The sequence below is a fragment of the Pseudohaliea sp. genome, from assembly GCF_054552115.1.
This window is the reverse complement of record NZ_JBTOLW010000021.1, coordinates 36,738-58,608: the sequence shown is the minus strand read 5'-3', so window position 1 is coordinate 58,608 and position 21,871 is coordinate 36,738. Positions and strand designations below refer to the sequence as shown.

At 68.8% G+C, this 21,871-nt stretch carries 16 protein-coding genes; 9 read left to right on the top strand and 7 right to left on the bottom strand.

Translation table 11 applies throughout. The annotated features are described in order from the left end of the window. Positions 1-23: 23 nt before the first annotated feature. Genes ACX93N_RS11135 through folD form a run of 4 tightly spaced genes read left to right on the top strand, consistent with a single transcriptional unit; the run spans position 24 to position 4,670 of the window. Entirely contained in the window at positions 24-317 is a 294-nt protein-coding gene (locus ACX93N_RS11135; RefSeq protein ID WP_459428492.1) for a sarcosine oxidase subunit delta, read from the top strand. Next, entirely contained in the window at positions 314-3,181 is a 2,868-nt protein-coding gene (locus ACX93N_RS11130) for a 2Fe-2S iron-sulfur cluster-binding protein (RefSeq protein ID WP_459428491.1), read from the top strand. The genes ACX93N_RS11135 and ACX93N_RS11130 overlap by 4 nt, the downstream gene beginning before the upstream one ends. After that, positions 3,174-3,725 carry a sarcosine oxidase subunit gamma family protein gene (locus ACX93N_RS11125; RefSeq protein ID WP_459428490.1) on the top strand — a complete coding sequence of 184 codons (552 nt, stop codon included), beginning with the start codon at positions 3,174-3,176 and terminating at the stop codon, positions 3,723-3,725. Before ACX93N_RS11130 ends, ACX93N_RS11125 begins: the two co-directional genes overlap by 8 nt. Before the next feature lie 54 nt (positions 3,726-3,779). Further along, positions 3,780-4,670: a bifunctional methylenetetrahydrofolate dehydrogenase/methenyltetrahydrofolate cyclohydrolase FolD gene (gene folD, locus ACX93N_RS11120; RefSeq protein ID WP_459428489.1), complete on the top strand. Its 891-nt coding sequence runs from the start codon at positions 3,780-3,782 to the stop codon at positions 4,668-4,670. A gap of 102 nt (positions 4,671-4,772) precedes the next feature. On the opposite strand, the gene ACX93N_RS11115 is transcribed toward folD, so the two are convergent. From ACX93N_RS11115 to ACX93N_RS11095, 5 genes are all read right to left on the bottom strand, one after another. Continuing rightward, the gene (locus ACX93N_RS11115) at positions 4,773-5,522 is read right to left on the bottom strand and encodes a transporter substrate-binding domain-containing protein (RefSeq protein WP_459428488.1); all 750 of its coding nucleotides are present in this window, start codon (positions 5,520-5,522) and stop codon (positions 4,773-4,775) included. 61 nt (positions 5,523-5,583) lie between these two features. Next, positions 5,584-7,560: a putative bifunctional diguanylate cyclase/phosphodiesterase gene (locus ACX93N_RS11110; protein ID WP_459428487.1), complete on the bottom strand. Its 1,977-nt coding sequence runs from the start codon at positions 7,558-7,560 to the stop codon at positions 5,584-5,586. After that, positions 7,547-8,338 carry a crotonase/enoyl-CoA hydratase family protein gene (locus ACX93N_RS11105; protein WP_459428486.1) on the bottom strand — a complete coding sequence of 264 codons (792 nt, stop codon included), beginning with the start codon at positions 8,336-8,338 and terminating at the stop codon, positions 7,547-7,549. The genes ACX93N_RS11110 and ACX93N_RS11105 overlap by 14 nt, the downstream gene beginning before the upstream one ends. A 6-nt stretch (positions 8,339-8,344) precedes the next feature. Then, positions 8,345-8,929, bottom strand: coding sequence for an NnrU family protein (locus ACX93N_RS11100; protein WP_459428485.1), 585 nt, complete (start codon positions 8,927-8,929; stop codon positions 8,345-8,347). A gap of 271 nt (positions 8,930-9,200) precedes the next feature. Continuing rightward, positions 9,201-12,215, bottom strand: coding sequence for a TonB-dependent receptor (locus tag ACX93N_RS11095; protein ID WP_459428484.1), 3,015 nt, complete (start codon positions 12,213-12,215; stop codon positions 9,201-9,203). A gap of 246 nt (positions 12,216-12,461) precedes the next feature. Between ACX93N_RS11095 and ACX93N_RS11090 the strand changes: the two genes are divergently transcribed. After that, complete coding sequence (locus ACX93N_RS11090) at positions 12,462-13,502, top strand: GGDEF domain-containing protein (RefSeq protein WP_459428483.1); 1,041 nt, start codon at positions 12,462-12,464, stop codon at positions 13,500-13,502. A gap of 37 nt (positions 13,503-13,539) precedes the next feature. Here ACX93N_RS11090 and ACX93N_RS11085 read toward each other — a convergent pair whose 3' ends face one another. Beyond that, the gene (locus ACX93N_RS11085; protein ID WP_459428482.1) at positions 13,540-14,733 is read right to left on the bottom strand and encodes an endonuclease/exonuclease/phosphatase family protein; all 1,194 of its coding nucleotides are present in this window, start codon (positions 14,731-14,733) and stop codon (positions 13,540-13,542) included. A gap of 166 nt (positions 14,734-14,899) precedes the next feature. Between ACX93N_RS11085 and ACX93N_RS11080 the strand changes: the two genes are divergently transcribed. The 4 genes from ACX93N_RS11080 (at position 14,900) to ACX93N_RS11065 (ending at position 20,468) form a co-directional block, all read left to right on the top strand. Continuing rightward, entirely contained in the window at positions 14,900-17,356 is a 2,457-nt protein-coding gene (locus ACX93N_RS11080) for a TonB-dependent receptor (protein WP_459428481.1), read from the top strand. 22 nt (positions 17,357-17,378) lie between these two features. Next, complete coding sequence (locus ACX93N_RS11075; protein WP_459428480.1) at positions 17,379-18,308, top strand: tyrosine-protein phosphatase; 930 nt, start codon at positions 17,379-17,381, stop codon at positions 18,306-18,308. Positions 18,309-18,344: 36 nt separating this feature from the next. Next, complete coding sequence (locus ACX93N_RS11070; protein ID WP_459428479.1) at positions 18,345-18,686, top strand: putative signal transducing protein; 342 nt, start codon at positions 18,345-18,347, stop codon at positions 18,684-18,686. A 96-nt stretch (positions 18,687-18,782) separates the two neighbouring features. Further along, positions 18,783-20,468, top strand: coding sequence for an acyl-CoA dehydrogenase family protein (locus tag ACX93N_RS11065; protein ID WP_459428478.1), 1,686 nt, complete (start codon positions 18,783-18,785; stop codon positions 20,466-20,468). Positions 20,469-20,489: 21 nt separating this feature from the next. On the opposite strand, the gene ACX93N_RS11060 is transcribed toward ACX93N_RS11065, so the two are convergent. Further along, on the bottom strand, positions 20,490-21,869 hold the full coding sequence (locus tag ACX93N_RS11060; protein ID WP_459428477.1) for a DUF1501 domain-containing protein: 1,380 nt from the start codon (positions 21,867-21,869) through the stop codon (positions 20,490-20,492). Positions 21,870-21,871: the final 2 nt, after the last annotated feature.

The following is a 21,871-nucleotide window of genomic DNA, read 5'->3' as shown; positions in this document are numbered from 1 at the left end:
CGGGCAGTGAGGAAGCAACCGGCATGATGCGCATCGAGTGCCCCTGCTGCGGCCTGCGCAGCGAGGACGAGTTCCGCTGCGGCGGCGAGTCCCACATCGCGCGGCCGGCGGAGCCGGGAGCGGTGGACGACGCGACCTGGTCGGCCTACCTGTACCTGCGCGAGAACCCGAAGGGCGTGCACTACGAGCGCTGGCATCACCGCTACGGTTGCGGCCAGTGGTTCAACGTGGCCCGGGATCTCGTTAGCCACGAGATCCTCGCCGTCTACCCCATGGGGGCCGAGAAGCCGGCGCTGGACGGGGAGGGGCGCGCGTGAAGCCGACGATCCAGCGCCTGCCCCACGCCCGCGTCGACCTGTCAGCGCCGATCGAGTTCACCTTCGACGGCCGCCGCTACACGGGCTATGCCGGCGACACCCTCGCTTCGGCGCTCCTCGCCAATGGCGTGGACGTGGTCGGGCGCAGCTTCAAATTCCACCGGCCGCGGGGCATCTTCGCCGCGGGCGCGGAAGAGACCGGCGCCTTCGTGCAGCTGGGCGAGGGCGGGCGCTCGGAGCCCAACGCCCGGGCGACGCTGGTGCCCCTGTACCCGGGGCTGGCCGCCAGCGGGCAGAATGCGTGGCCCACGGTTCGCCGGGATCTCTGGGGCTTCCTAGACCGGCTTCGCCCGCTGTTGCCGGCGGCCTTCTACTACAAGACCTTCCAGTGGCCGAGCTGGCACTTCTGGGAGCCGCTGGTGCGCCGCGCTGCGGGCCTCGGCCGGGCGCCGACGGCGCCGGATCCCCAGTGGTACGTGAAGGAGAACGCCCACGCCGAGGTCGTGGTCGTGGGCGCGGGCCGCTCGGGCCTGCGCGCGGCCCTGGAGGTCAGCGCCAGTGGTGAAGACCGCGTGCTGCTCATCGACGGGCAGGAGTTCCCCGGCGGCCGGCTACTGGCCAGCCCGGACCCGGCGGACCGGGCCTGGCTCGACGAGGCCCTGGCGACGCTGGCCGGTCGCGACAATGTCACCCTGCTCACGCGCACCACCGTGAACGGCTACTATGATCACAACGTGCTCGCGGCCCTGGAGCGCTGCACGGACCACCTCGGCCCGGCGGCGCCGGCCACACGGCCCCGGCAGCGCTTCTGGCGCCTGTTTGCGGGGCGGGTCATCCTCGCCACGGGCGCTCTGGAGCGGCCGCTGGTGTTCCCGGACAACGACCGGCCGGGCATCATGCTGGCCTCGGCCCTCTGTGAGTACGCGCTGCGCTACGGGGTCGTGCCCGGGGAAGAGCTCGCCATCTACAGCAACAACGACAGCGCCTGGCGCCGCGCCCTGGCACTCGCGGGCCACGGTGTGCCGGTGGCCCATATCGTCGATGTTCGCCGCGAGGTCGATGACAGGCTGCGCGAGGCGGCCGCCCGCGCGGGCATCGTGCAGCATCTCGGTCATGCGGTGGTCGAGACCCGCGGCGCCCCGGCCCTGGACGGCATCACGCTGCGGGCGCTGGCCCCGGACGGCCGCGGCCTGCTGGCGTCCCGCAAGCACCTGTCCTGCGATGTGCTGGCCCTGGCCGGTGGCTGGACGCCCACGGTGCACCTGTATTCCCAGGCCGGGGGGCGGTTGCACTGGCGCGAAGGGGACAACTGTTTCGTGCCTTCCGGCTGTGCGCAGGCCGTGACGGTGGTTGGCCGCGCCGCCGGGGACTTCGGCGAGACGCTCAACACCGAGCCCCTCTGGGTCACGCCGGGGGTGGCGAGCAGCCGGCAGTGGGTGGATTTCCAGTACGACGTGACCGCCGCGGATATCGAACTGGCGGTGCGCGAGAATTACCGCTCCGTGGAGCATCTCAAGCGCTACACCACGGCCGGCATGGCCATCGACCAGGGCAAGACCAGCAACGTCAATGCACTCGGGCTGCTCGCCGAACTCTCGGCGCGCCCCGTGCCCGAGGTCGGGACCACCCGCTTCCGGCCGCCCTACCACCCGGCGACGCTGGGCGCCTTCGGGGGGGTGGAAACGGGGGCGCTGTACCAGCCCTTCCGGCGCCTGCCGGCGCACGAGTCGCACCTCGCCCTGGGGGCGGCCATCGAGGACTACGGCGCCTGGCAGCGCCCGGCGTGCTACCCCCGTCACGGCGAGCGCGAGGCGGAGGCGGTCACCCGCGAGGTGCGCGCCGTGCGCGAGGCGGCGGGGCTCCTCGACTACTCGCCGCTGGGCAAGCTCCGGGTTCGCGGTCCCGAGGCGCGCGCGTTCCTGAACCGCTGCTACGTGAACAACCTGCTGACCCTGCGGCCCGGTTGCGCCCGCTACGGGGTCATGCTCAGCGAGGCGGGTATCGTCCTGGACGACGGCGTCGTGGTCTGTCTCGCCGAGGACGACTTCCTCCTGCACCCCACCTCGGGCGGTGCCGGCGCCGTGTACGAGCACCTCGAGGAGTGGCTGCAGTGCGAGTGGCGGGGGCGCGAAGTGATCGTGACCGATGAAACCACGGCCTGGGCGACGGTCATGCTGAGCGGCCCCGCGGCCCGGGCCGTGCTGAACACGGTGCCGACGGACCTCGACCTCGATCCCGAGGTCTTCCCCCACATGCAGTTCCGCACGGGCTACTTCGCCGGCGTACCCTGCCGGGTGCTGCGGGCGAGCTTTACCGGGGAAGTGTCCTTCGAGCTCAGCGTGCCCGCGGGCTACGGGCGCGCCGCGTGGGACATGCTGCTGGCGGCGGGCCGCGACCACGGGCTGCTGCCCATCGGCCTGGAGGCGCTCATGGTGCTGCGCACCGAGAAGGGCTACCTGCACGTGGGCACCGATACGGACGGGACGACCATGCCCCAGGATCTCGGCTGGGCGCGGGCCATCGAGCGCCAGGACACGGACTTCATCGGGCGCCGCTCCCTGGAGCTGGCCGTCGGCCGCGACCCGGAGCGGCGCCAGTTCACCGGCCTCGAGCCGCTGGACCCGGCCGCCCGCCTCGTGGACGGGGCCCACGTGCTGACCCCGGACGGCGGCGCCTCCGCCGGCTATGTCACCTCGGCCTGCTACAGCCCGACCCTGGGCCGCACGGTGGCGCTCGGCCTGGTTGCCGGGGCCCGGGCGCGCCGGGGCGAGGTGTTGAAGGCGTGGTACGCCGGGGAGACCACGCCCGTCCGGCTGGTCGCCCCGACGTTCTATGACCCGGAAGGAGCGCGCCTGCATGACTGAACTGGCCTGGCAGGACCCGCTGCGCGGTGGTGCCGTCGCCCGCGAGGGCTTTCGTCTCGTGGCGGCAGAGGACCTGGCGCTGCTTCGCCTGCAACTGCTGGCCTGGGACCGGGACGCCGGGAGCCGCGCCGCAGCGGCCCTCGGCCGGGCCCTGCCGGCCACCGGCTGTGTTGTGGCGGGAGAGGGTTACCGGGTGGCGGGCCGTGCACCGGGGCACTGGCTGTTCATCGCCGCGGCCGGTGAATCAGCATCGCTCGCGGAGACCCTGGAGAAGGCGCTCGCCGCGTGCACCGCGGCCGTGACGCCCGCCACGGACGGCCAGGTGGTGCTGCGGCTCACGGGCCCGGCACGGGAGCGGGTCCTCGCCCGGGGGACGACCCTCGACCTCGGTGCGCTGGCGCCAGGGCAGTGCGCGGCTACCCGCTTCGCCGGCGTGCCGGTGCTCCTCGTGCCCGAGGCCGACGCCATGCTGGTGCTGGCTTGCCGATCCCTCGCGGTCTATCTCCGCGACTGGTGCGATGCGGCGAGCGCCGACTGCTGCTAGCATACGCACCCCGCTGCCCATGCGCTTACGCGCACATGCCTACAGGGAGGAGCCATGACCGCGGCAATCATTGACGGCAAGGCGGCCGCCGCCGCCCTTCGCGAGCAGGTCGCCAGGGAAGTGGCCCGGCTGCGTGAGGCCCACGATCTCCAGCCCGGCCTCGCGGTGGTGCTGGTGGGCGAAGACCCGGCCAGCCAGGTCTATGTCCGCAACAAGGGCCGGCAGACCGTGGAAGCCGGGATGCTCAGTCACACGCACCGGCTGGCCGGGGATACGGGCGAGGCGGAACTGCTGGCGCTGGTGGCGGAGCTCAACACCGACCCGACGGTGCACGGCATCCTGGTGCAGCTGCCGCTGCCGCCGCAGATCGACGAGCAGCGCGTGATCCGCGCCATCGACCCGGCGAAGGATGTGGACGGCTTCCACCCGCTGAACACGGGCGCTCTTGCCAATGGCGACCCCGACGCCCTCGCGCCCTGTACGCCGGTCGGTTGCCTGCTCCTGCTTCGCGAGCAGTTCGACAATGATCTCTCCGGCCAGGATGCGCTGGTGATCGGCCGCAGCAATATCGTCGGCAAGCCCATGGCGCAGCTGCTGCTCCAGGAGAGCTGTACGGTGACCATTGCCCATTCGCGAACGCGGGATCTGCCCGCGCTTTGCCGCCACGCGGATATCGTCATCGCCGCCGTGGGCCGGCCGGAAATGGTGCGCGGCGACTGGCTGAAGCCGGGCGCCGTGGTCATCGACGTCGGTATCAACCGGCTTCCCGGGGACGGAGAAAAGGCGCGGCTGGTCGGCGACGTGGCCTTCGCCGAGGCGCGGGAAGTCGCCGGGGCCATCACCCCCGTGCCCGGCGGGGTCGGGCCGATGACCATTGCCTGCCTGTTGCGCAACACCGTCGTCGCCGCGTGCCGCCAGGCGGGCGTGTCCTGCGAGCTCGCCTAGGGTACCGGCCCCCGGGACAACGTCAGGACGCCGCGCCCGGGGCCTCCCCGGCAAGAGCATCGAAAAAGGCGCAGGGGCCCGCGCGTCCCGAGTGTTTGGCCTTCACTGCACGGTGACCTCGACAGGGATCCAGCGGTTGATGATATAGGCAAGGGTTCCGGCCCCGCGCATCAGGGACAGGGCCCGGTCGAGATCGTCGAGGAGGTCGGCGTTCCCGGGTGCGACGGCCCAGGCGAGCTGTTCCTCCGTCAGCGGTCGGTACAGGCTGATCATGTCGTCGTTCTCGCTGCTGGTGGCGAGGCGCCAGCTCGTGGGTGCGTCGTGGATATAGAGGTCGATGCGGTCCTCGCGCAGGGCGTCGAAGGCGCTGTCGGGATCCGGGAAGAAAGACACCCGGGCATCGGGGAGGTCGCGCTCGGCGAAGGCAGCGCCGGTGGTACCGGGTTCCACGCCCACGCGCACCCCGGGCTGGTAGATGGCCCAGGGCTGGCCGAAGCGCAGCACCTTGTCCCGGTGCAGGATCGCCATCTGGCCGACCCGGAGGTAGGGCTCGCTGAAGCGGACGCGGCGGCTTCGCTCCGCGGTAACGCTGAGGCCGGACATGATCACGTCGATGTCTCCGGCAAGCAGCGCCGGGATCAGCCCATCGAAGGGGAGGGGCACCAGCGTCACCTCGCGGGAGAGGATCTCGCCCACGGCGCGGGCGTTGTCTGCCTCGAGGCCAACGATGCGGTCCCCGCTTTCATAGGCGAGCGGTGGATAGTCCGGGGAGAGGCCGACGCGCAGGGGCTCGGCGCCGAGCAGGGGGCAGAAGAGGACGACGAGCGCGGCAAGGGCAAGGCGGAGCTTCATGGCGGTTCCCCGGGGTCTGATCAGCGGGGACACTAGCATCGTTCCCCGGCAAGACCAATGGCTAGGGCGGCAGTGACAGCTCGCCGGAGAGCAGCCGTTCGCGGAAGGCCGGTACCGGGACCGGGCGGCCGAAGAAGTAGCCCTGGAAGCGCTGGCAGCCGTGCAGGACCAGGAACTCCCGGATCTCGGCGCTTTCCACGCCTTCCGCCAGCACCGTGAGCTTCAGGGCCTGCGCCATGGAGAGCGTGGCGCGCACGATGCTCGCATCGCCGTGGCTGTCGATGACGCCGCGCACGAAGGACTGATCGATCTTGAGTGAATCGACGGCGAGGGTCTGCAGGTAGCGCAGGGAGGAATAGCCGGTGCCGAAATCATCGATGGTAAAGCGCAGCCCCTGCCCTTGCAGCCGCTCCATGCACTCCAGCGTGGTGCGCAGTTCGTCGATGAGCAGGCTTTCCGTGACCTCGAGTTCCAGCCGGGCGGCGGGCACCCCGTGCCGCTCGAGGGCTGCGAGCACGGTGTCGGCGAAGCCGGCCCGGGTAAACTGCCGGGCACTCACGTTCACGGCGAGGATGAGCGTCTCGCAACCGGGCAGGGTCCGGAATTCCGCCAGCAGGCGACAGGCCTCGTCCACTACCCAATCGCCGAGGCGGTAGATCAGCCCCGATTCCTCGGCCACAGGGATGAACTCCGCGGGGGGCACCCAGCGGCCGTCACGGTACCAGCGAAGCAGCGCCTCGGCGCCGAAGATGCCGCCCCGCGCATCGCACTGGGGCTGCAGGTACAGCTCGAGCTCGCCCTGGTCCAGCGCCTCGCGCAGGGCCTGCTCCAGGGACATGCGGGCCTCGATCGCTTCCTGCATGTCGCGGACGAAGAAGCGAATCGTGTTACGGCCCTCGTCCTTGGCCCGGTACATGGCCGTATCCGCATGGCGCAGCAGATCCTCGATGTCGTCGCTGTCCGACGGCAGCAGGCTCGCGCCCATGCTCGTGCTCAGGTGCAGCTGCATGCCCTGGACCGTGACCGGCCGGGTAACGGCGCCTCGAATGCGCTCCGCGATGTGATGCGTGGTCTGCACCCCTCGCTCCACCGTGCCGTCGAGTTCCGTGAGCAGGATCACGAACTCGTCACCACCCAGGCGGCAGGCCGTGTCCTCCGCGCGCAGCTCCGCCTTCAACCGTCGCGAAACTTCTACCAGCACCTCGTCCCCCGCGCTGTGGCCGAGGGAATCGTTGATGCGCTTGAAATGGTCCAGGTCGAGGAACAGTACGGCCGCCCCGGTGCCATGGCGTAGCGCGCGGGCCCTCGCCTGGCGCAGGCGGTCCAGGAGCAGGCGACGGTTGGGCAGACCCGTGAGGTCGTCATAGAGCGCCTGCCGTTCGGCGGCGGCCTCGGCGCGCTCGCGCAGGTGGCTCATCCTGAACCCGCCGACGACGGTCTCGTTGACCCGGCGGGCGAAGACACTCATGAGCACCAGGTACAGGAGCGCCATGAGGCCGAGCTGCATCGCCTCCAGGTTTCCCTCGAGGAACAGCCGCAGGGTGTACGGCACGATGGCCAGGACGAGAAAGGGCACGCTGGCTTCGATGAAGGCCGCGAGGGATACGACGCCCCCGGCGCACATGCCGGCCAGTACGAAGGCGAGCAGTGACTGGTTGTAGATGTTGTCGGGGGAGAACAGCAGGAAACCCGCGGCGCCCCAGGTCAACCCCGAGAGCAGCGCACCGAGGATCGCATGCCGGTACCAGGCCCTTGCGCTGCGCGCCGCCGGTGCCGTGCGGGAAAAGCGATAGGCGAGGACGCCGCGATACACCGTGACCAGCAGGGTGGCGAGCAGCCAGCCGAGCAGTGTTGCCGGGCGCGCCGGATCCCAGAGCAGCCAGCAGAGAATGCTGCTGTTGACTACTACCGCGATGAGCGAGGCGCGCAGGGAGCGGTAGTAGAGCTCCAGGCGCTCCCGGTAGAGGAAGGTGGCGAGGTCGTCGCCGTCGGACGCCGTGGCGTCGGGCCCGAGGTCGGGCCGCTCAGTCAGCCTCATGGAAACGGCCATGGCGGCCGGCGCCGCCGGCGAAACGCGCGGCCCCCGGGACCGCCTCGGCCTCGATAACCGGGAAGCCGCCCGCGCCCTCGCGGGCCAGCGCCTCGGCGAGCGGATAGTCCCACTGGGTGATGGCGGAGTCCCGATCGGCACGCAGGCACTGCTGGGGAAAGGCCGCGATCTCCGCGGCCAGGGCTTCGGCCGCGGCCAGGCTCTCGCCGTCGGCGACGACGCGGTTCGCGAGGCCTATGGCGAGCGCCTCGTCGGCATGGACCGGCCGGCCGGTGAGAATCATGTCCATGGCCCGGCCGTGGCCGACGATCCGCGGCAGCCGCACCGTGCCGCCGTCGATCAGGGGCACGCCCCAGCGCCGGCAGAAGACGCCGAAGATGGTGGAGCTTTCCGCCACGCGCAGGTCACAGAGCAGGGCGAGCTCCAGGCCGCCGGCCACCGCGTGGCCGGGCACGGCGGCGATGACCGGCTTGGCGAGGGCCATGCGCGAAGGCCCCATGGGCCCCTCCGCGCGGCCCGTGGCCTCGACCGCGTTGCGCCGCTGCGGATCGCCGAGCGCCTTGAGATCGGCCCCGGCGCAGAAAGTGCCGCCGGCGCCGGTGAGCACGGCGACGCGGAGGTCGTCATCCGCCTCGAAGGCGCGGAACGCCGCCAGCAGCGCTTCGGCGGTCGGCCGGTCGACGGCGTTACGGGCCTCGGGCCGGTTGATGACGATAGTGCGGACCGGGCCCGCCGTGCGAGTCAGTACGCGCGCGTCCTCAGCCACGGTGCGTCAGCTTCCGGGCAGCGCCGGCACCCCGGCAACGGCCATGTGTCCGTAGCGGGCAAACAGGAACCAGGCGACCCCGCCGATGAGTACCGTGGCCACGGTGGCGGGCATGCGCCCGGGCGGATAGGTGACGCCGGCGGCCCGGTCCAGTTTCCGGGAGCGGATGTAGAGCACCACCGCCCAGACAAAGAACGCGCCGAAGAAGACCACGTCGCCGACGCGTCCGTTCGCCAGCAGGTGACCGAAAGCCCAGAACTTCACGGCCATGACCATCGGGTGGCCGAGCCGGGCCTTCAGGTGGTTGCCGGGCACGTAGGCCGCCACGAGCAGGATGAACGCCGGCAGCGTGAACAGGGATACGGCGTGGTACAGGCCCACGGGGGGATGCCACAGCATCGTCGGGTCCTGGCGCATGGCGCCGTAGCCCCAGATCGCCAGCGCGAGGCCGGCGAGCGAGACCAGGCCGTAGACCGCCTTGAAGGGCTTCTCGCCCATGGCCGCGATGCGGGCGCTGCGCCAGTCGTTGGCGTAGATGCGCAGCGAGTGGGTGCCGAGGAAGAGCACCAGGCCGAGAATCATCCAGGTCATAGCAGGTCTCCGAAGTGTTGGACAGGTCAGAGTGTAACGCAGCGGCCCCTGGACAGGAACGCAGCGGTACTGTGCGGGACGTGAAACTGATGTATCGCGTGTGCCACCGGCGGCAGGGGTGAGGGCGGGAGTCTTCTTTCTCAAAGCGCGTATCGGGGAGCGACTGAGAGAAGACTCCCGCCCTCAACCCGGAATTATGCAAAAAAAACGACCATGGGTATCCCATGGTCGCTCGGGGAACGTGCCCGGGCCGCCGGAGCGGCCCGTTCGGTCAGAAGCGGTAGTTGAGGCCGACGCGCATGCTCCAGAGGGAGGTGTCGCCGATCCGCTGCTGTGCCTGGCCGTTCGCTTCCTGCTCGGCGGTGACGCCGTAGGGGAAGGACGGTTGGTTCATGATGCCCCAGTCGTCATTCAGCAGGTTGGTCAGGTTGTCGATGATGATGAACGCGCTGCCGCGGTGCCCCGGCGCGAAGCCCGGAACCTCCTGCGAGATGCGCAGGTCGATCTTGCTGAAGGAGTCGCCTTCCTGGCTGTTCCGGCTGCCGCCGATCGGCAGCACGTTGCGCTCGAAGTCGAGGAACGGCTGGAAGCCGTAGGCATCGATGGTCCCCTCGGCCCCGTCCAGCGTGATGCTGTAGGGGATGCCGGAGTTGTACTGGCCGAACAGCGAGATCCGGGTCTCGTAGCCGCCGAAGAAATCGGCGGTATAGTTGAGCACCGTCGTGAAGCGATGCTCGATCGCCCAGTTCGAGGGAGCGAGATCCTCGGCCTGCGGATCGACAAAGGCACGGTTGATATAGTTCGAGAACGCGATCGACGAGGTCATCGGGTTCACGTCCTCGGCTTCCGTGTAGGCGTAGCCGACGCGGAGGTCAAAGCCGTTGTCCCAGGCCTTGAAGGCACTGAAGGCGATGGATTCGGACTCGTTTCCATTGCTCGCGTTGGTCAGCACAAAAGCGGGTTCACGGACGCTCTCGTAGACCGGGTAACCGAGGTCGTTGGTGCCCACACGCTCGAGGTCGGCACGCTTGTAGATCGCCGTGTCCTCGCCGCGGCTGATCTGCAGGTCAGCGGTCAACGTGATGTCCATCGGGGCGTACCAGGTCAGGCCCGCCGTGTACTTCCACTCGCTGGGAATGTCGAAGTCCGGATCGAGGAAGTTAATCTCGAAGTTGGAGCCGTCGCCGGCGGCAACCACGTCGGCGATGTCCTGCGGGACGCCGTAGCCCGGGCCACAGACCGGCACGCCTTCTTCACAGTTGACGTAGTTCTGGGCAAAGAGGTCCATGCCGTCGATGCGTGCCTGCACCGCCGTCGTGTTGGTGTTGCTGTAGGTGTTGGACAGCCAGACGTTAGGGTTGCCACCGGAGAACAGGCCGATGCCGCCGCGGAAGGACAGCTCGTCGGAAAAGTCATAGGTGACGCCGAAACGTGGCTGCAGCAGGTCGCGACCATCGAGGGTCTCGTTATTGCCGAAACCGTAGCTGGCCAGGAATCCCTGGTTCAGGTTGGGCGCATCGTCGGTCTCGTAGTAGTCGTAGCGTAGCCCGTAGGTCACGGTCAGCTTGTCGTTCACCTGCCACTCGTCCTGCAGGTAGACGTAGTTGATCGCGTACTCGAAGGCTTCGGCGATATCGTCCTGATTGTTGCTGATGGCGTTGCCGTAATAGACCCGGTCCGCCAGGCCCGCGCGGAAGTTGTCGATGCCGTCGAAGCGGATCTCCGTATCCACGTGCTGGTAGAACAGGTTGAAGATGTCATAGGCCTCGCGCTCGTAGCCACCGGTGATCGTGTGCGAGCCGAGCTGGTAGCGGCCGCGGGCGACGAACTGGTCGATGGTGTATTCGAGCTGGTTGGCATGGCGGCTGTCGTCGCCGCCGAGGTAGACATCCACATCCTCGAGTTCGACCCGGATCTCGCCGAAGTCATTGCCGGCACGGGGTGACTGCACGAAGTCAACTTCGGTGCGCGCAACGCGGATCTCGGTCGAGAAATTGTCCGTCCAGTCCGAATAGAGGCTGGCGATGTAGGAGTTCAGCTCCGCGCCGCGGTTGTAGAAGTGATCGGAGAACTCGAACTCGACATTCTCGCCGTCGGAAGGCGTGGCGTTGACGGAGTCGTTGTACATGTAGCTCAGGGCGAGGCGCTGCCTGTCCGTGATGTACCAGTCGAGCTTGCCGATGTACTTTTCATCCTCGAAGTCGATGGTGCCGGGCGTACTCGTGCCCGGGTCGAATTGGTAGACGTCGCGGGCAATCTGGGCGATCTCGTCCAGCTCCGCCTGGGTAACCAGCACCTCGTTCACGGCGCCGCTGCCGAGGGCGCCGCGGTCGTTGAAGTCCACGCCTTCGTACTTCTCATAGGCACCGTAGAAGAACAGCTTGTCCTCGATGATGGCGCCGCCGAGCTCGAAGCCGTAGCGGGTCTCGTCGTAGTCGGTAACCTGGATGCTGTCGCCCTCGAGCTTGTCGCCCTGCATGTTGTCGTCCGTGTAGTCCATGAACACGGAGCCGAACAGCTCGTTGCTGCCGGACTTGGTGACGGCGTTGATGTTACAGGCGGAGAAGCCGCCGTAGATGACGCTCATCGGCGCCATTTCGACCGCGACGCTGGAAATCGCATCGAAGGGGAAGGGCATGCGCTGCGTCGGGTAGCCGTTGGAGTTGAGGCCGAAGCCGTCGTTGAGGCGGATGCCGTCTACGGTCAGGCTGTTGAAGCGCGGGTTGGCGCCGTTGCACTGGATCGCGTCAGACGGCGACGACTGGTCCACGTAGATCCGCGGGTCCTGCTGGATAACGTCGTTGATGTTCCGGTTGATGGCCGGCGAGTCCTGCAGGTCGCTGATGTCGAAGACGGCGGTCGGGCCGATCGCCGTATCGGCGACCTCGACGGCCGTACCCATGACCACGACTTCCTCGATGGCGGAAAGCGCATAATCCATCTGCGCCTGCTGGCCCACCGCGAGCTTCACGCGCTCGCTGCTCGCGCTGCCCTGGGGCGAGGTCACGCGGATGCTGTAATCGACGCCGGCGGGGAGCTGGCGGATAAAGTAGTTGCCGGCGGCGTCGGTGGTGGCCGAGCGGGACAGGCCGGTCGCCAGGCTCCTGGCGGTGACGGTCGCGCCGGCCACGGGCTGGCCGCCCGACGTCACAACACCGCGGACCGCGGCAGTGGTCTCCTGGGCGTAGACCGGCGCGGTCAGGCCGAAGCTGCCGACGACGGACGCGCCGGCGATCGCGCGAACCAGCGCCTTGCGGGCAAAGAGTTTCGAGATGGACGGATGCATGGGATGCCTTCCTCTGGTGGTTTGTGGAACTGCGGGAAGGCTAGGAGAGCTTTGTGTCACTTTGATTAAGCCGCGACCGGCAGGAAGGATTTTGGGTAATATCACCGGAATCTCCGGGGAACCTTGCCGCGGGATGTCCACAGGGCGGCGCAGCCCGGTCATCACCGCAAGCGATGCGGACGGGCTGTAGCCGGGCCCCTTCGGTGTTATCCTCACCACTCATTTCGCGTGCCCGGAGCCGTAGCGATGCCCGGAGGTAACGCGGTCGCGGAGCAGATCCGCCGCGACCAGCAGTACCGGCTGCTGCGCGTCATGCTGGCGCTCATGGCGGCCTACGGCGCCGTGATCGGACTCGTCAACCTCCTGTTGTTCGATGCCCTGGCGATCGCCGCCTTCGACCTGGCGACTATGGGCATTGCGCTTGCAACCTGGGTCTACCTGCGGCGCAGTGGCCGCCTCAAGCCGGCGAGCTGGGTGGCCATCGCGACGCTCGCGGCCCTGCTGCTGGCCTACACTGCGCTGGCCCGCGGCGCGGCCTACTCGCTGGTCTGGGTGACGGTCCTGCCACCGCTGGCGTTTTTCCTGCTCGGCAGCCGCGCGGGGAGCTGGGTCGCCGGCGCCTTCGGTCTCATGGTGGCGGGCTACATCGCCGCTTTTCATCCGGGCTTCCCGGTCCGGCCTTTCGATCTCGGCGCCTTCCTGAACATCGTCGAGGTGCTGCTGGCACACTGGTTGATCCACCGCTTCAGCGAACGCTGCCACGAGGCGGCCTACGAGCAGCTGGGCGCCTACGCGCGGGTCGATGGCCTTACCGGGCTTCTCAACCGCGAGCAGCTCGATGCCGAGTTGCGCCAGGCCCTGTCCCTCGCCTCCCGTTCGGGGCAGCCGGTGGCGGTGGCGCTTCTCGACCTGGATCATTTCAAGGCCATCAACGACCGGCACGGCCACCCGGTCGGCGACCAGGTCCTGGTGACCGTCGCCCGGGTGCTTGGCGATGTCGTACGCAGCACGGACCGGGTCGGCCGCTGGGGCGGTGAGGAGTTCCTGCTGCTGCTGCCGGAAACGGGTGAGGCCGGCGCCCGCGCCGTTGCCGAGAAGGTTCGCGCGGCGATCGAGGCGGCGGCCTACCCGGCTGGCGTGGTCGTGACCACGAGTATCGGCGTTGCGTGGGACCCGGGGGGGCTGCCGCCGCAGTCGCTGGTCGCCCGCGCGGACAAGGCGCTCTACGAGGCGAAGGCGGCCGGCAGGAACCGGGTCGTTGCCTGGACACCTTCGGTCGCGGAGTAAGGTCTTCGCGTTGCCGTTGCGGCGCCGGGCAGCGGCGTCAGGGCGCAGCGAGCGCCAGGTCCAGCCAGACCAGGCGGTGGTCCGATGACAGCGCCCGCCCTGCTACCAGCGCCGCGTCCTGCTCCCCCGGGGCGGGCCAGAAGACTCCACTGCCCACGACCGACCAGCCGGCGCGGGAGGGCAGGACATAGTCCGCGCGCTGGCCCCAGGCCGCCGTGTGCGTTGCCGCGTGCGCGTTTCCTGGCCGCGCTGCGGCGCCCCCGGCGCTCCCGGGCACGATGCTGGCGTCTACCCGCGGGTGAGCGAGCAGGGCATTGATCGCGGCGCGGCGGCTGTCGCCCTCGACGGGGGAGCTGTTCAGGTCACCGAGCAGCACGAAGCGATCGCCCCGGAGGCCACCGCGCCCGCCTGCATCGTCGCGGATCCAGTGGGTGGCGTCCCCCGCGGAGAGGTACTCGGTCCAGAAGCGGATCTCGTCGTGATTGCGCCGGCCGTTCCGGTCTTCGGGCCCGTCGAAGACCGGTGGCGTGGGATGGCTGGCGAGCACGTGGATCGTGGCGCCATGCACGACAACCGGCACGTCCCAGTGCGACTTGGAGGACAGCGGAAAGCGAGCCAGGACCTCGGCGGGGTACCAGGGCGAGCCGTCGGGTGCGCGCAGCCCGGCGAGAAGGTTGCCGGGCATCGCTTTCCAGGGCAGGTGCTGGAAGGTGCGGGCGTTTGCGCTGTCGATGGGATAGCGGCTCAGGAGCACCATGCCGTACTGGCCGGGGTAGAGACCGTAGCCCCAGGCGTCCTGGCCGCGGCCGCTGGCGACACCGTCGCGATCGAGGTCGAAGCCCGAGTCGATGCCGGTGTTCACCGGCGCGGTGAAAGCGTGGGGGTAGGCAATGGGGTCGAGCCCGGGACGGGGCGCGGCGAGGTAGTTGTCGCGAAACGCGTCGATGGTGCGTTGCGGGGCCCCGCTGTAATCGAACTCGTTGAGCAGCAGGATGTCCGGCCGCACCCGGCGGATGATGGCGGCGATATTGCGCAGCTGTGGATGGTTGCCGCTCGCCAGCGCCGCCGCCAGCTCGCCGCCCACGGGCGCTTCTCCCCGCGCCACGTAGTTGCCGCCTTCCATGGAGGCATTGAAGGTGGCGATGCGCAGGGTGTTTTCAGCGGTCACGGTGGGGGCGAGGAGGACGACAAGCAGTGCGGTGAAGAAGAGGCCGGTGCGCCGGTATTTCATGGCAGCTCAACGCGTCGAAAACGGCAGGATAAACCATGGCAGCTTGTCTTGCCGGCATTTGCGGCGCGTCAACACAAAAGTTTCACTCAACTTTCATCGGCGAGTCACCGAAGTGCAATGGGTGCCGGACATGCTTCAAGGCTCATTTTCACTGAGCCTGATTGCCATGTCTGCACGAACGCCCCTGCGGATTGCCGTCGCTCTCGCGGGGTCTGCTCTCGCGGGCTCCGCGCTAAGCCAGCCAGCCGATCGTATTGAGGAAGTCTATGTCGTCGCCACGCCGATCCGCGACGCGCAGCAGGCGGCCCTCGATGCCAAGCGCATGGCCGATAACCTCGTTGACGTGGTGTCTGCCGACACGATCGGCCGCTTCCCGGACCAGAACATTGCCGATTCCCTTTCACGCCTCCCCGGCGTTGCCGTGGAGCGGGACCAGGGCCAGGCGCGCTATCTGAACCTGCGCGGCGCACCGTTCCGTTACACGGGCATTGCCTTTGACGGCATTGATGTACCGGGCGCGGAGAATGGCCGCATTCCGCGTTTTGACAGCTTCCCGGCGACGATCACCAGCCGCATCGACGCTAACAAGGCGATTCTTCCGAGCATGCCGGGTGAATCGGTTTCCGGCTACATCAACATCCAGACGTTCAGCCCCTTTGACGCGGAAGGGCTTTCCCTCGCCGGCGACATCGGCATGGGTGAGCAGGATCTCGGCGGCGGCGACGTGGAACGAACCAGCTTCCGCGCATCCTGGTCGAATGAAACGTTCGGCATCGTGGGGTTCTATTCGAAGAACCGCCGCGAGCAGGTGACCGACAACCGGGAGTATGACCTAGCCATCGCCGGTGGCGACCTGGTGGTCAACGAACTCGACTACCGCAGCTACTTCGTGAATCGCGAGGATACGGGCTACGGCGGCCGCATCGAGTACCGCGGGGAAGGCACGCTGCGCTCTCTCTTTCTGTCCAGCCTGTACAGCGAGTTCCTGGATGAGGAAGAGCGCAACCAGTGGGTCTTCTCGGTGGCGGACCCCCAGCCCGGCGAGCAGCGCAGCGACGTCCTGATGATTGCCGATCGACTCCTCGAAGACGGCAGCTACGAGAACTCAACGTATACCAATACGCTGGGTGCGGACTTCGTCGCCGGTGGCTGGCGCCTGGAAGCCCGGCTCAATTACACCGAGACCGAGTTCGATGTCCGCCTGCCGATCCCTTTCAGCACCGGTGCCCCGGCGTTCGGGAGCTTCGATCTCGCCGACCGCGAGGACCCGCTCCTCGACCTCGCCGCACCATTGCCCTCCCTCGAGTACGCGGTGACCCTGGGCCTCGACGTAGCGCAGAACCTCGACATCGAGGCGACGAAGTTAAAGCTGGACGCCGAGCGGGATACTGCCCTCTTCGGCGATAGCACGGTGGCACTCGGCGTGCAGTATGACCAGCGCGAATCCGGCGGCTATGCCATCAGCCAGGGTATCAACTTCGGCTTTCCGGTGCCCGACATCGGCGCGTTCGACACCGGCGTGCCCTGGGACTCCAACACCACGAACAGCATCGGCGGCACCTATTACGACAACCAGGGCCTGCGCGCAGCCTGGGAGGCGGCCGGCGGTCTGGGCCCGGTAGACCCGGCCGATGACCTGCTGGTGGCGATCGACGAGGACATTCTCGCTGCCTACCTCATGGCCACGACCCGCTTCACCTGGGGTAACGTCGTCTATGGTGTGCGCGTCGAACAGACTGATTACACCAGCTCCGGCCCCGCGGGTGGTGAGCCCCTCGAGGTCGAGGACGATTTCATCAATGTGCTGCCGTCGGCGCATCTGAACGTCGACCTGGCGGACGACCTCAAGTTCCGTCTCTCGGCCTCGAGCGGCGTCAACCGGCCGACCTACAACGAGTGGCGCGCCGCTGCCGCCGTCGACCCCACGGAGCGGGAAGTCAGCGGTGGCAACCCCTTCCTCGACGCCGAGGAGGCCATCGGCGTGGACGTCTCGCTCGAGTGGTACTACGCCACGGCCAGCATCCTGTCGCTGGGCGCTTTCCACCGCGAGATCGACAACGTTATCTACCAGGCTGTGACCACCGTAGACGGCGGCGCCTACCTGCCCACGGCGGCGGGAGAGGAGTGGACCTTCAGCGGCGCCACCAATGGCGACAACGGCAAGCTGAGCGGCGTCGAGGCGAACTTCATGTTCTCCGGCCAGGACTTCCTGCCCGGTGCCCTCGGCGGCCTTGGCTTCAGCGCCAACGTGACCGTCGTGGACAGTGAGTTCGAGACCCTGGACGGCCGCCAGCTCGACCTGCCGGGAACCTCCGAGCTGATCTACAACGCGTCAGTGTTCTACGAGAACTACGGTCTCTCCGCGCGTCTCAACTACCAGTATCGCGACGAGTGGATCTCGCCGATCGAGGACCCGAGCGAGTACTGGGGCGAGATGGAGCGGGTCGATGCGACGATCGCCTACGAGCTCCCGCTTGAGCTCGCCGGCGCGCGCGCCTCCGTCTATGCCAACCTGAACAACATCACGGACGAGACGGACGTGCGCTTTGCGGGCAACGGCACCATCAACCAGTCCGAGAGCTTCGGCCGCTACTACCTTGTCGGCCTGCGCATCAACTACTGAAACGGATTTCGAGGAGCAGACCATGCAGCCTTTTCAACGCCGCTTGTCTCCCCTGCGCGCCGGCGCTGCGGCACTGGCCCTGCTGTTTGCAATGGCCCTGGGGAACACGGTGGCACTGGCCGAGGCCGTCCCGGCGGGGCTGACCGCGGCCTACGACCGGCTCTTGCCCCTGGCGGGGGGGTCCAACTTTCGCGACATGGGGGGGTACTTCACCGCGGACGGGCGCCAGGTGCGCCGCGGCCTCCTGTTCCGCTCCGGCGTGATGACCGGCCTCACGGCCGAGGACCAGGCCTACCTTGAGGGTTTCGGCTTCAAGCGTGTTGTTGACCTGCGCTCCACTGAGGAGCGGGCGCTCTACCCGAACCGGTGGGCCGAGGCGCAGGGCATCGAGTTGCTCGCCCACGACTACAGCATGGCCGAGATCGTCGAACGTATGGTCGACGAGGACGGCCAGCCCCGTGGGATGGGCGAGCTCTACCGGGCTTTCCCCTACCAGCTCGAAGCGCAGCTGAAGCTGTTTTTTGACGCGGTGCTGGCCGGGCAGGTGCCGCTGGTCGTCAACTGCTCGGCGGGGCAGGACCGCACCGGCTTCACTTCGGCACTGCTGCTTCTCGCCCTCGGTGTCCCCCGGGAGGTGGTGCTGCAGGATTACCTCTTCTCAACGCGGTACCGGCGTCCGGCGGTCGAGCGGGGTGATGTCGATCTTGCGGCGGCAGCCGAGGACAACTTTTTCGCGAGGCTGATGCTGCGCTACAGTGAAGGCGGTGAAGTAAAGGCAGCTCAGCCCCTGCTTACCGGGGACGGCGTGCCCTACCTGCGCTTTGCCCTCGACCAGCTGGAGCAGGATTTCGGGTCCCTGGAGCGCTACCTCGAGGAGCGGCTCGGCGTGGACGCGGCAGACCGGGAAGCCCTGCGCGAGCGTTACCTGGTCGCCACCTACGCCAGGCATTGAGCGTGTCCCGTTTCGCCGGCCGCCGGGCGCGCTACAATGGCGCCAACGCGGCCGGTGCAGCTCTTCTTGGAACTCGTCTACACCCACCCCAGTCACCTGATCGTCGCCCAGGCCCGGGACGCCCTCGAGCGTCTTGGCATTCCCTGCGTCGTGCACAATGAGTATGCCGCCGGTGCGGCGGGGGAGCTGGCGCCCATCGATACCTGGCCGGAGCTCTGGGTGAGGCGGCGCCGCGACGCGGAGCGTGCGCGCCGGGCCATCGAGCGGGCGCAGGCCGCCATCGAGGAGGCGGACTGGGCCTGCCCGCGCTGCGGCAGCGAAAGCCCCGCGACCTTCGACTTTTGCTGGCACTGCGGCACGGCGCGGCACGGCTGCTAGGCGGCGCCGGCCGGGCTGCGGGCACGCGGCAGGGCGCTCTGGTACCATGATTGGCTCTCTGTATGGCCAGCGACAGCACCACGGCAGGAGCCCGCCATGACCACCGATAACAGCACTTTCTCCGTCGACCACCTCGCGCACACGCACGAGGTCTTCAACCAGTCCGAAGCCCTCGAGGGCGTCAACAGCTACACCGGCGATACCGCCCTGCGCGAGGGCGTTGCGCGCCACGGTTCGGCGTGGGCGGAAGACACCCTGTCCGCTCACGGCGAGCGCTGTGGCAGCGCCGAGGTGATCGAGTGGGGCTTTCTCGCCAACGAGTACAAGCCGCAGTTCTTCGGCCACGACCGCCAGGGCTACCGGGTCGACCAGGTGCGCTACCACGAGGCCTACCACCGGCTCATGGCGCTGGGCCTCGAGGCGGGGCTGCACAGCCAGCCGTGGTCGGACCCCGGGCCCGGCGCCCACGTGGCCCGCGCCGCGCAGTACTACCTGCAGGCGCAGGTGGAGTCCGGGCACGGCTGCCCGCTGACCATGACCTTCGCCTCCGTGCCGACGCTGCGGCTGACGCCGTCCGTGGGCGAGGCGTGGCTGCCCAAGGTGCTCGCGCGGGGCTACGACCCGCGCAATGTGCCGCACACGGAGAAGAGCGCGCTGACCATCGGCATGGGCATGACCGAGAAGCAGGGCGGTTCCGATGTGCGCGCCAATACCACGGCCGCGCGTGCCCTCGGCGCCGGCGGCCCCGGGGGCGAGTATGAGCTCGTGGGCCACAAGTGGTTCACCTCCGCGCCCATGTGCGATGCCTTCCTGGTGCTCGCGCAGAGCGACGGTGGCCTGTCCTGCTTCCTGGTGCCGCGCTGGCGGCCGGACGGCAGCAAGAACCCGATCCAGGTGCAGCGCCTCAAGAACAAGCTGGGCAACATCGCCAATGCCTCCTCGGAAATCGAGCTGCGCGGCGCTCTCGGCTGGATGGTCGGGGAGGAGGGTCGCGGCGTGCCGGCGATCATCGAGATGGTAGCCATGACCCGCTTCGACTGCATGATCGGCTCCAGCGCGGCGCAGCGCCAGGCCGTGGCGCAGGCCGTGAATCACACGCTCGGCCGCAGTGCCTTCGGCAGGCGGCTGGTGGACCAGCCGCTCATGCGCAACGTGCTCGCCGACCTGCAGCTGGAGGTGGAAGGCGCCCTGGCGCTGACGCTGCGCATGGGTGAGGCCCTGGACCGGAGCCTGGCCGGCGACGAGCACGAGGGGCTGCTCCTGCGCCTCGGCCTGCCCACGGGCAAGTACTGGATCTGCAAGCGCACCCCGTTCCACGTGTACGAGGCGATGGAATGCTTCGGCGGCAATGGCGTCACCGAGGATTTCATCTTCGCGCGCCTCTACCGCGATGCGCCGATCAACGCGATCTGGGAGGGCTCCGGCAACGTCCAGGCGCTGGATCTGCTGCGCGCCGTGGCGAAGAGCCCCGACGCCCTCGATGCCTGGCACCGGGAGCTGGCAAAGACGGCGGGCGATCACCCGGTACTCGATGCCGCTGTGGCCGAACTGGAGGTGGCCCTCGGCAACGGCGACGAGCTCGAGTACCGCGCGCGGTCCCTGGTCGACCGGCTGGCGCTGGTGGCCCAGGGCAGCCTGCTGCTGCAGGCGGGGAACGCCGCCGTCGCCGATGCTTTCATTCGCTCCCGCCTCGGCGGCAGCGGCGACCGCAACTTCGGCACGCTGCCCCGGGGCGTCGATGTCGCCGCCCTCATCGAGCGGGCGAACCCGCACGCTGCCTGAGCGGGTGCGGCCGCCGGGCCGCTAGGCGAGGAACCCTACCGGCGCCGCGCCCGACGTCGGGCTGTAGAAGGCGCCGATGTTCGGCAGCACCGTGGCGAGGTCCGCCGGCGCGACGCCGAACCAGAGTGCCAGCTCGGCGAAGTATTCATCGACCGAGAGTGTCGGCACGAAGCTGCCGCGGCCGACATCCAGCGGATTGCCCGGGTAGATGTCCGGGTATTCCCCGTAAAACCCGCCCCCGTTCACGGCGCCGCCCATGACGACCTGGTGGCCACCCCAGCCGTGGTCCGAGCCCTTGCCGTTGGAGGTGAGGGTGCGGCCGAAGTCGGAGGTGGTGAAGGTGGTGACGCGATCGAGCATGCCGAGCTCCGCCAGGGCGTCGCGGAAGGCGGCCAGGCCGCCGTCGATCATGGGCAGCATTTCTGCCTGGTTCTCCAGCACGTCATCGTGGTGATCCCAGCCACCCACGGTAATGAAGAAGGTCTGCCGCGAGGCGCCGAGGGTCTCGCGGATGGCCACGATGCGCGCGATCTGCCGCAGGGCGAGCGAAAAGGGGTCGCCGGCGAAGGGCGTCGCCAGCGGCGGTGCATCGGCGAGGGCCGCACTGAAGAACTGCTGTGCCTCGATCGCTCCGGCGAGGCTGTCCCGGTAGGCGCGCCGCAGGAGCGCGCCCTGCGGTGCGGCCAGCAGCTGGTCCACCACGGCGCGGGTGAAGTCACCGCCCGGCGTGCCGTCGTTGTAGCCGGCGAGGCTGACGGCGCCGGCGTCGTCTGTGGTCACCGCGTAGGGCGCGATGCTGGCCCCGCCCTGGAACACGTTGTTGCCGGAGAGGGAGATGTTCATCGCGATGCCGTTGGCGTTGTTGCGTTCCGGGAACAGGTCTGCCAGGCGGCCGCCCCAGCCCTCGGCGATGCGCGTATCGGAAACCGCCGTCTGCCACTGCTCGATCTGGTCCGCGTGGGAGAAAAGCCCCAGCGGCAGCGGCCAGCTGCCGCTGGCGATGGCCTCGAAATCCACCGGGGCGAGCAGCGTGCCCACGTTATTGACGAAGGCGGCCTCGCCGCGCTCGAAGAGCTGTTTCAGCCCCGGCATGCCCGGGTGAAGCCCGTAGCGCCGGCCGAGCGCATCGGTGCCCGGCAGCGGCAGCAGGCTGTCCCGCGGCAGCGCCAGGTCCGTGCGCAGCCCGGCGTAGCCCGCGTAGCTCTCGCTGTCGTCGGGGACGAGCATGTTGAAGGAGTCGTTGCCGCCGGCGAGCAGGATGCAGACCAGGGCGCGATAGTCACCGGCGGGCTGGGCCGCGGCGCGGCGGGCACCGGCGAGCTGGAGCAGCGCGCTGCCGGCGGCCATGGTCGCCGCGCTGGCGGCGCAGCCGTGGTAGAGGAAGCGTCGACGGGTCAGCATGG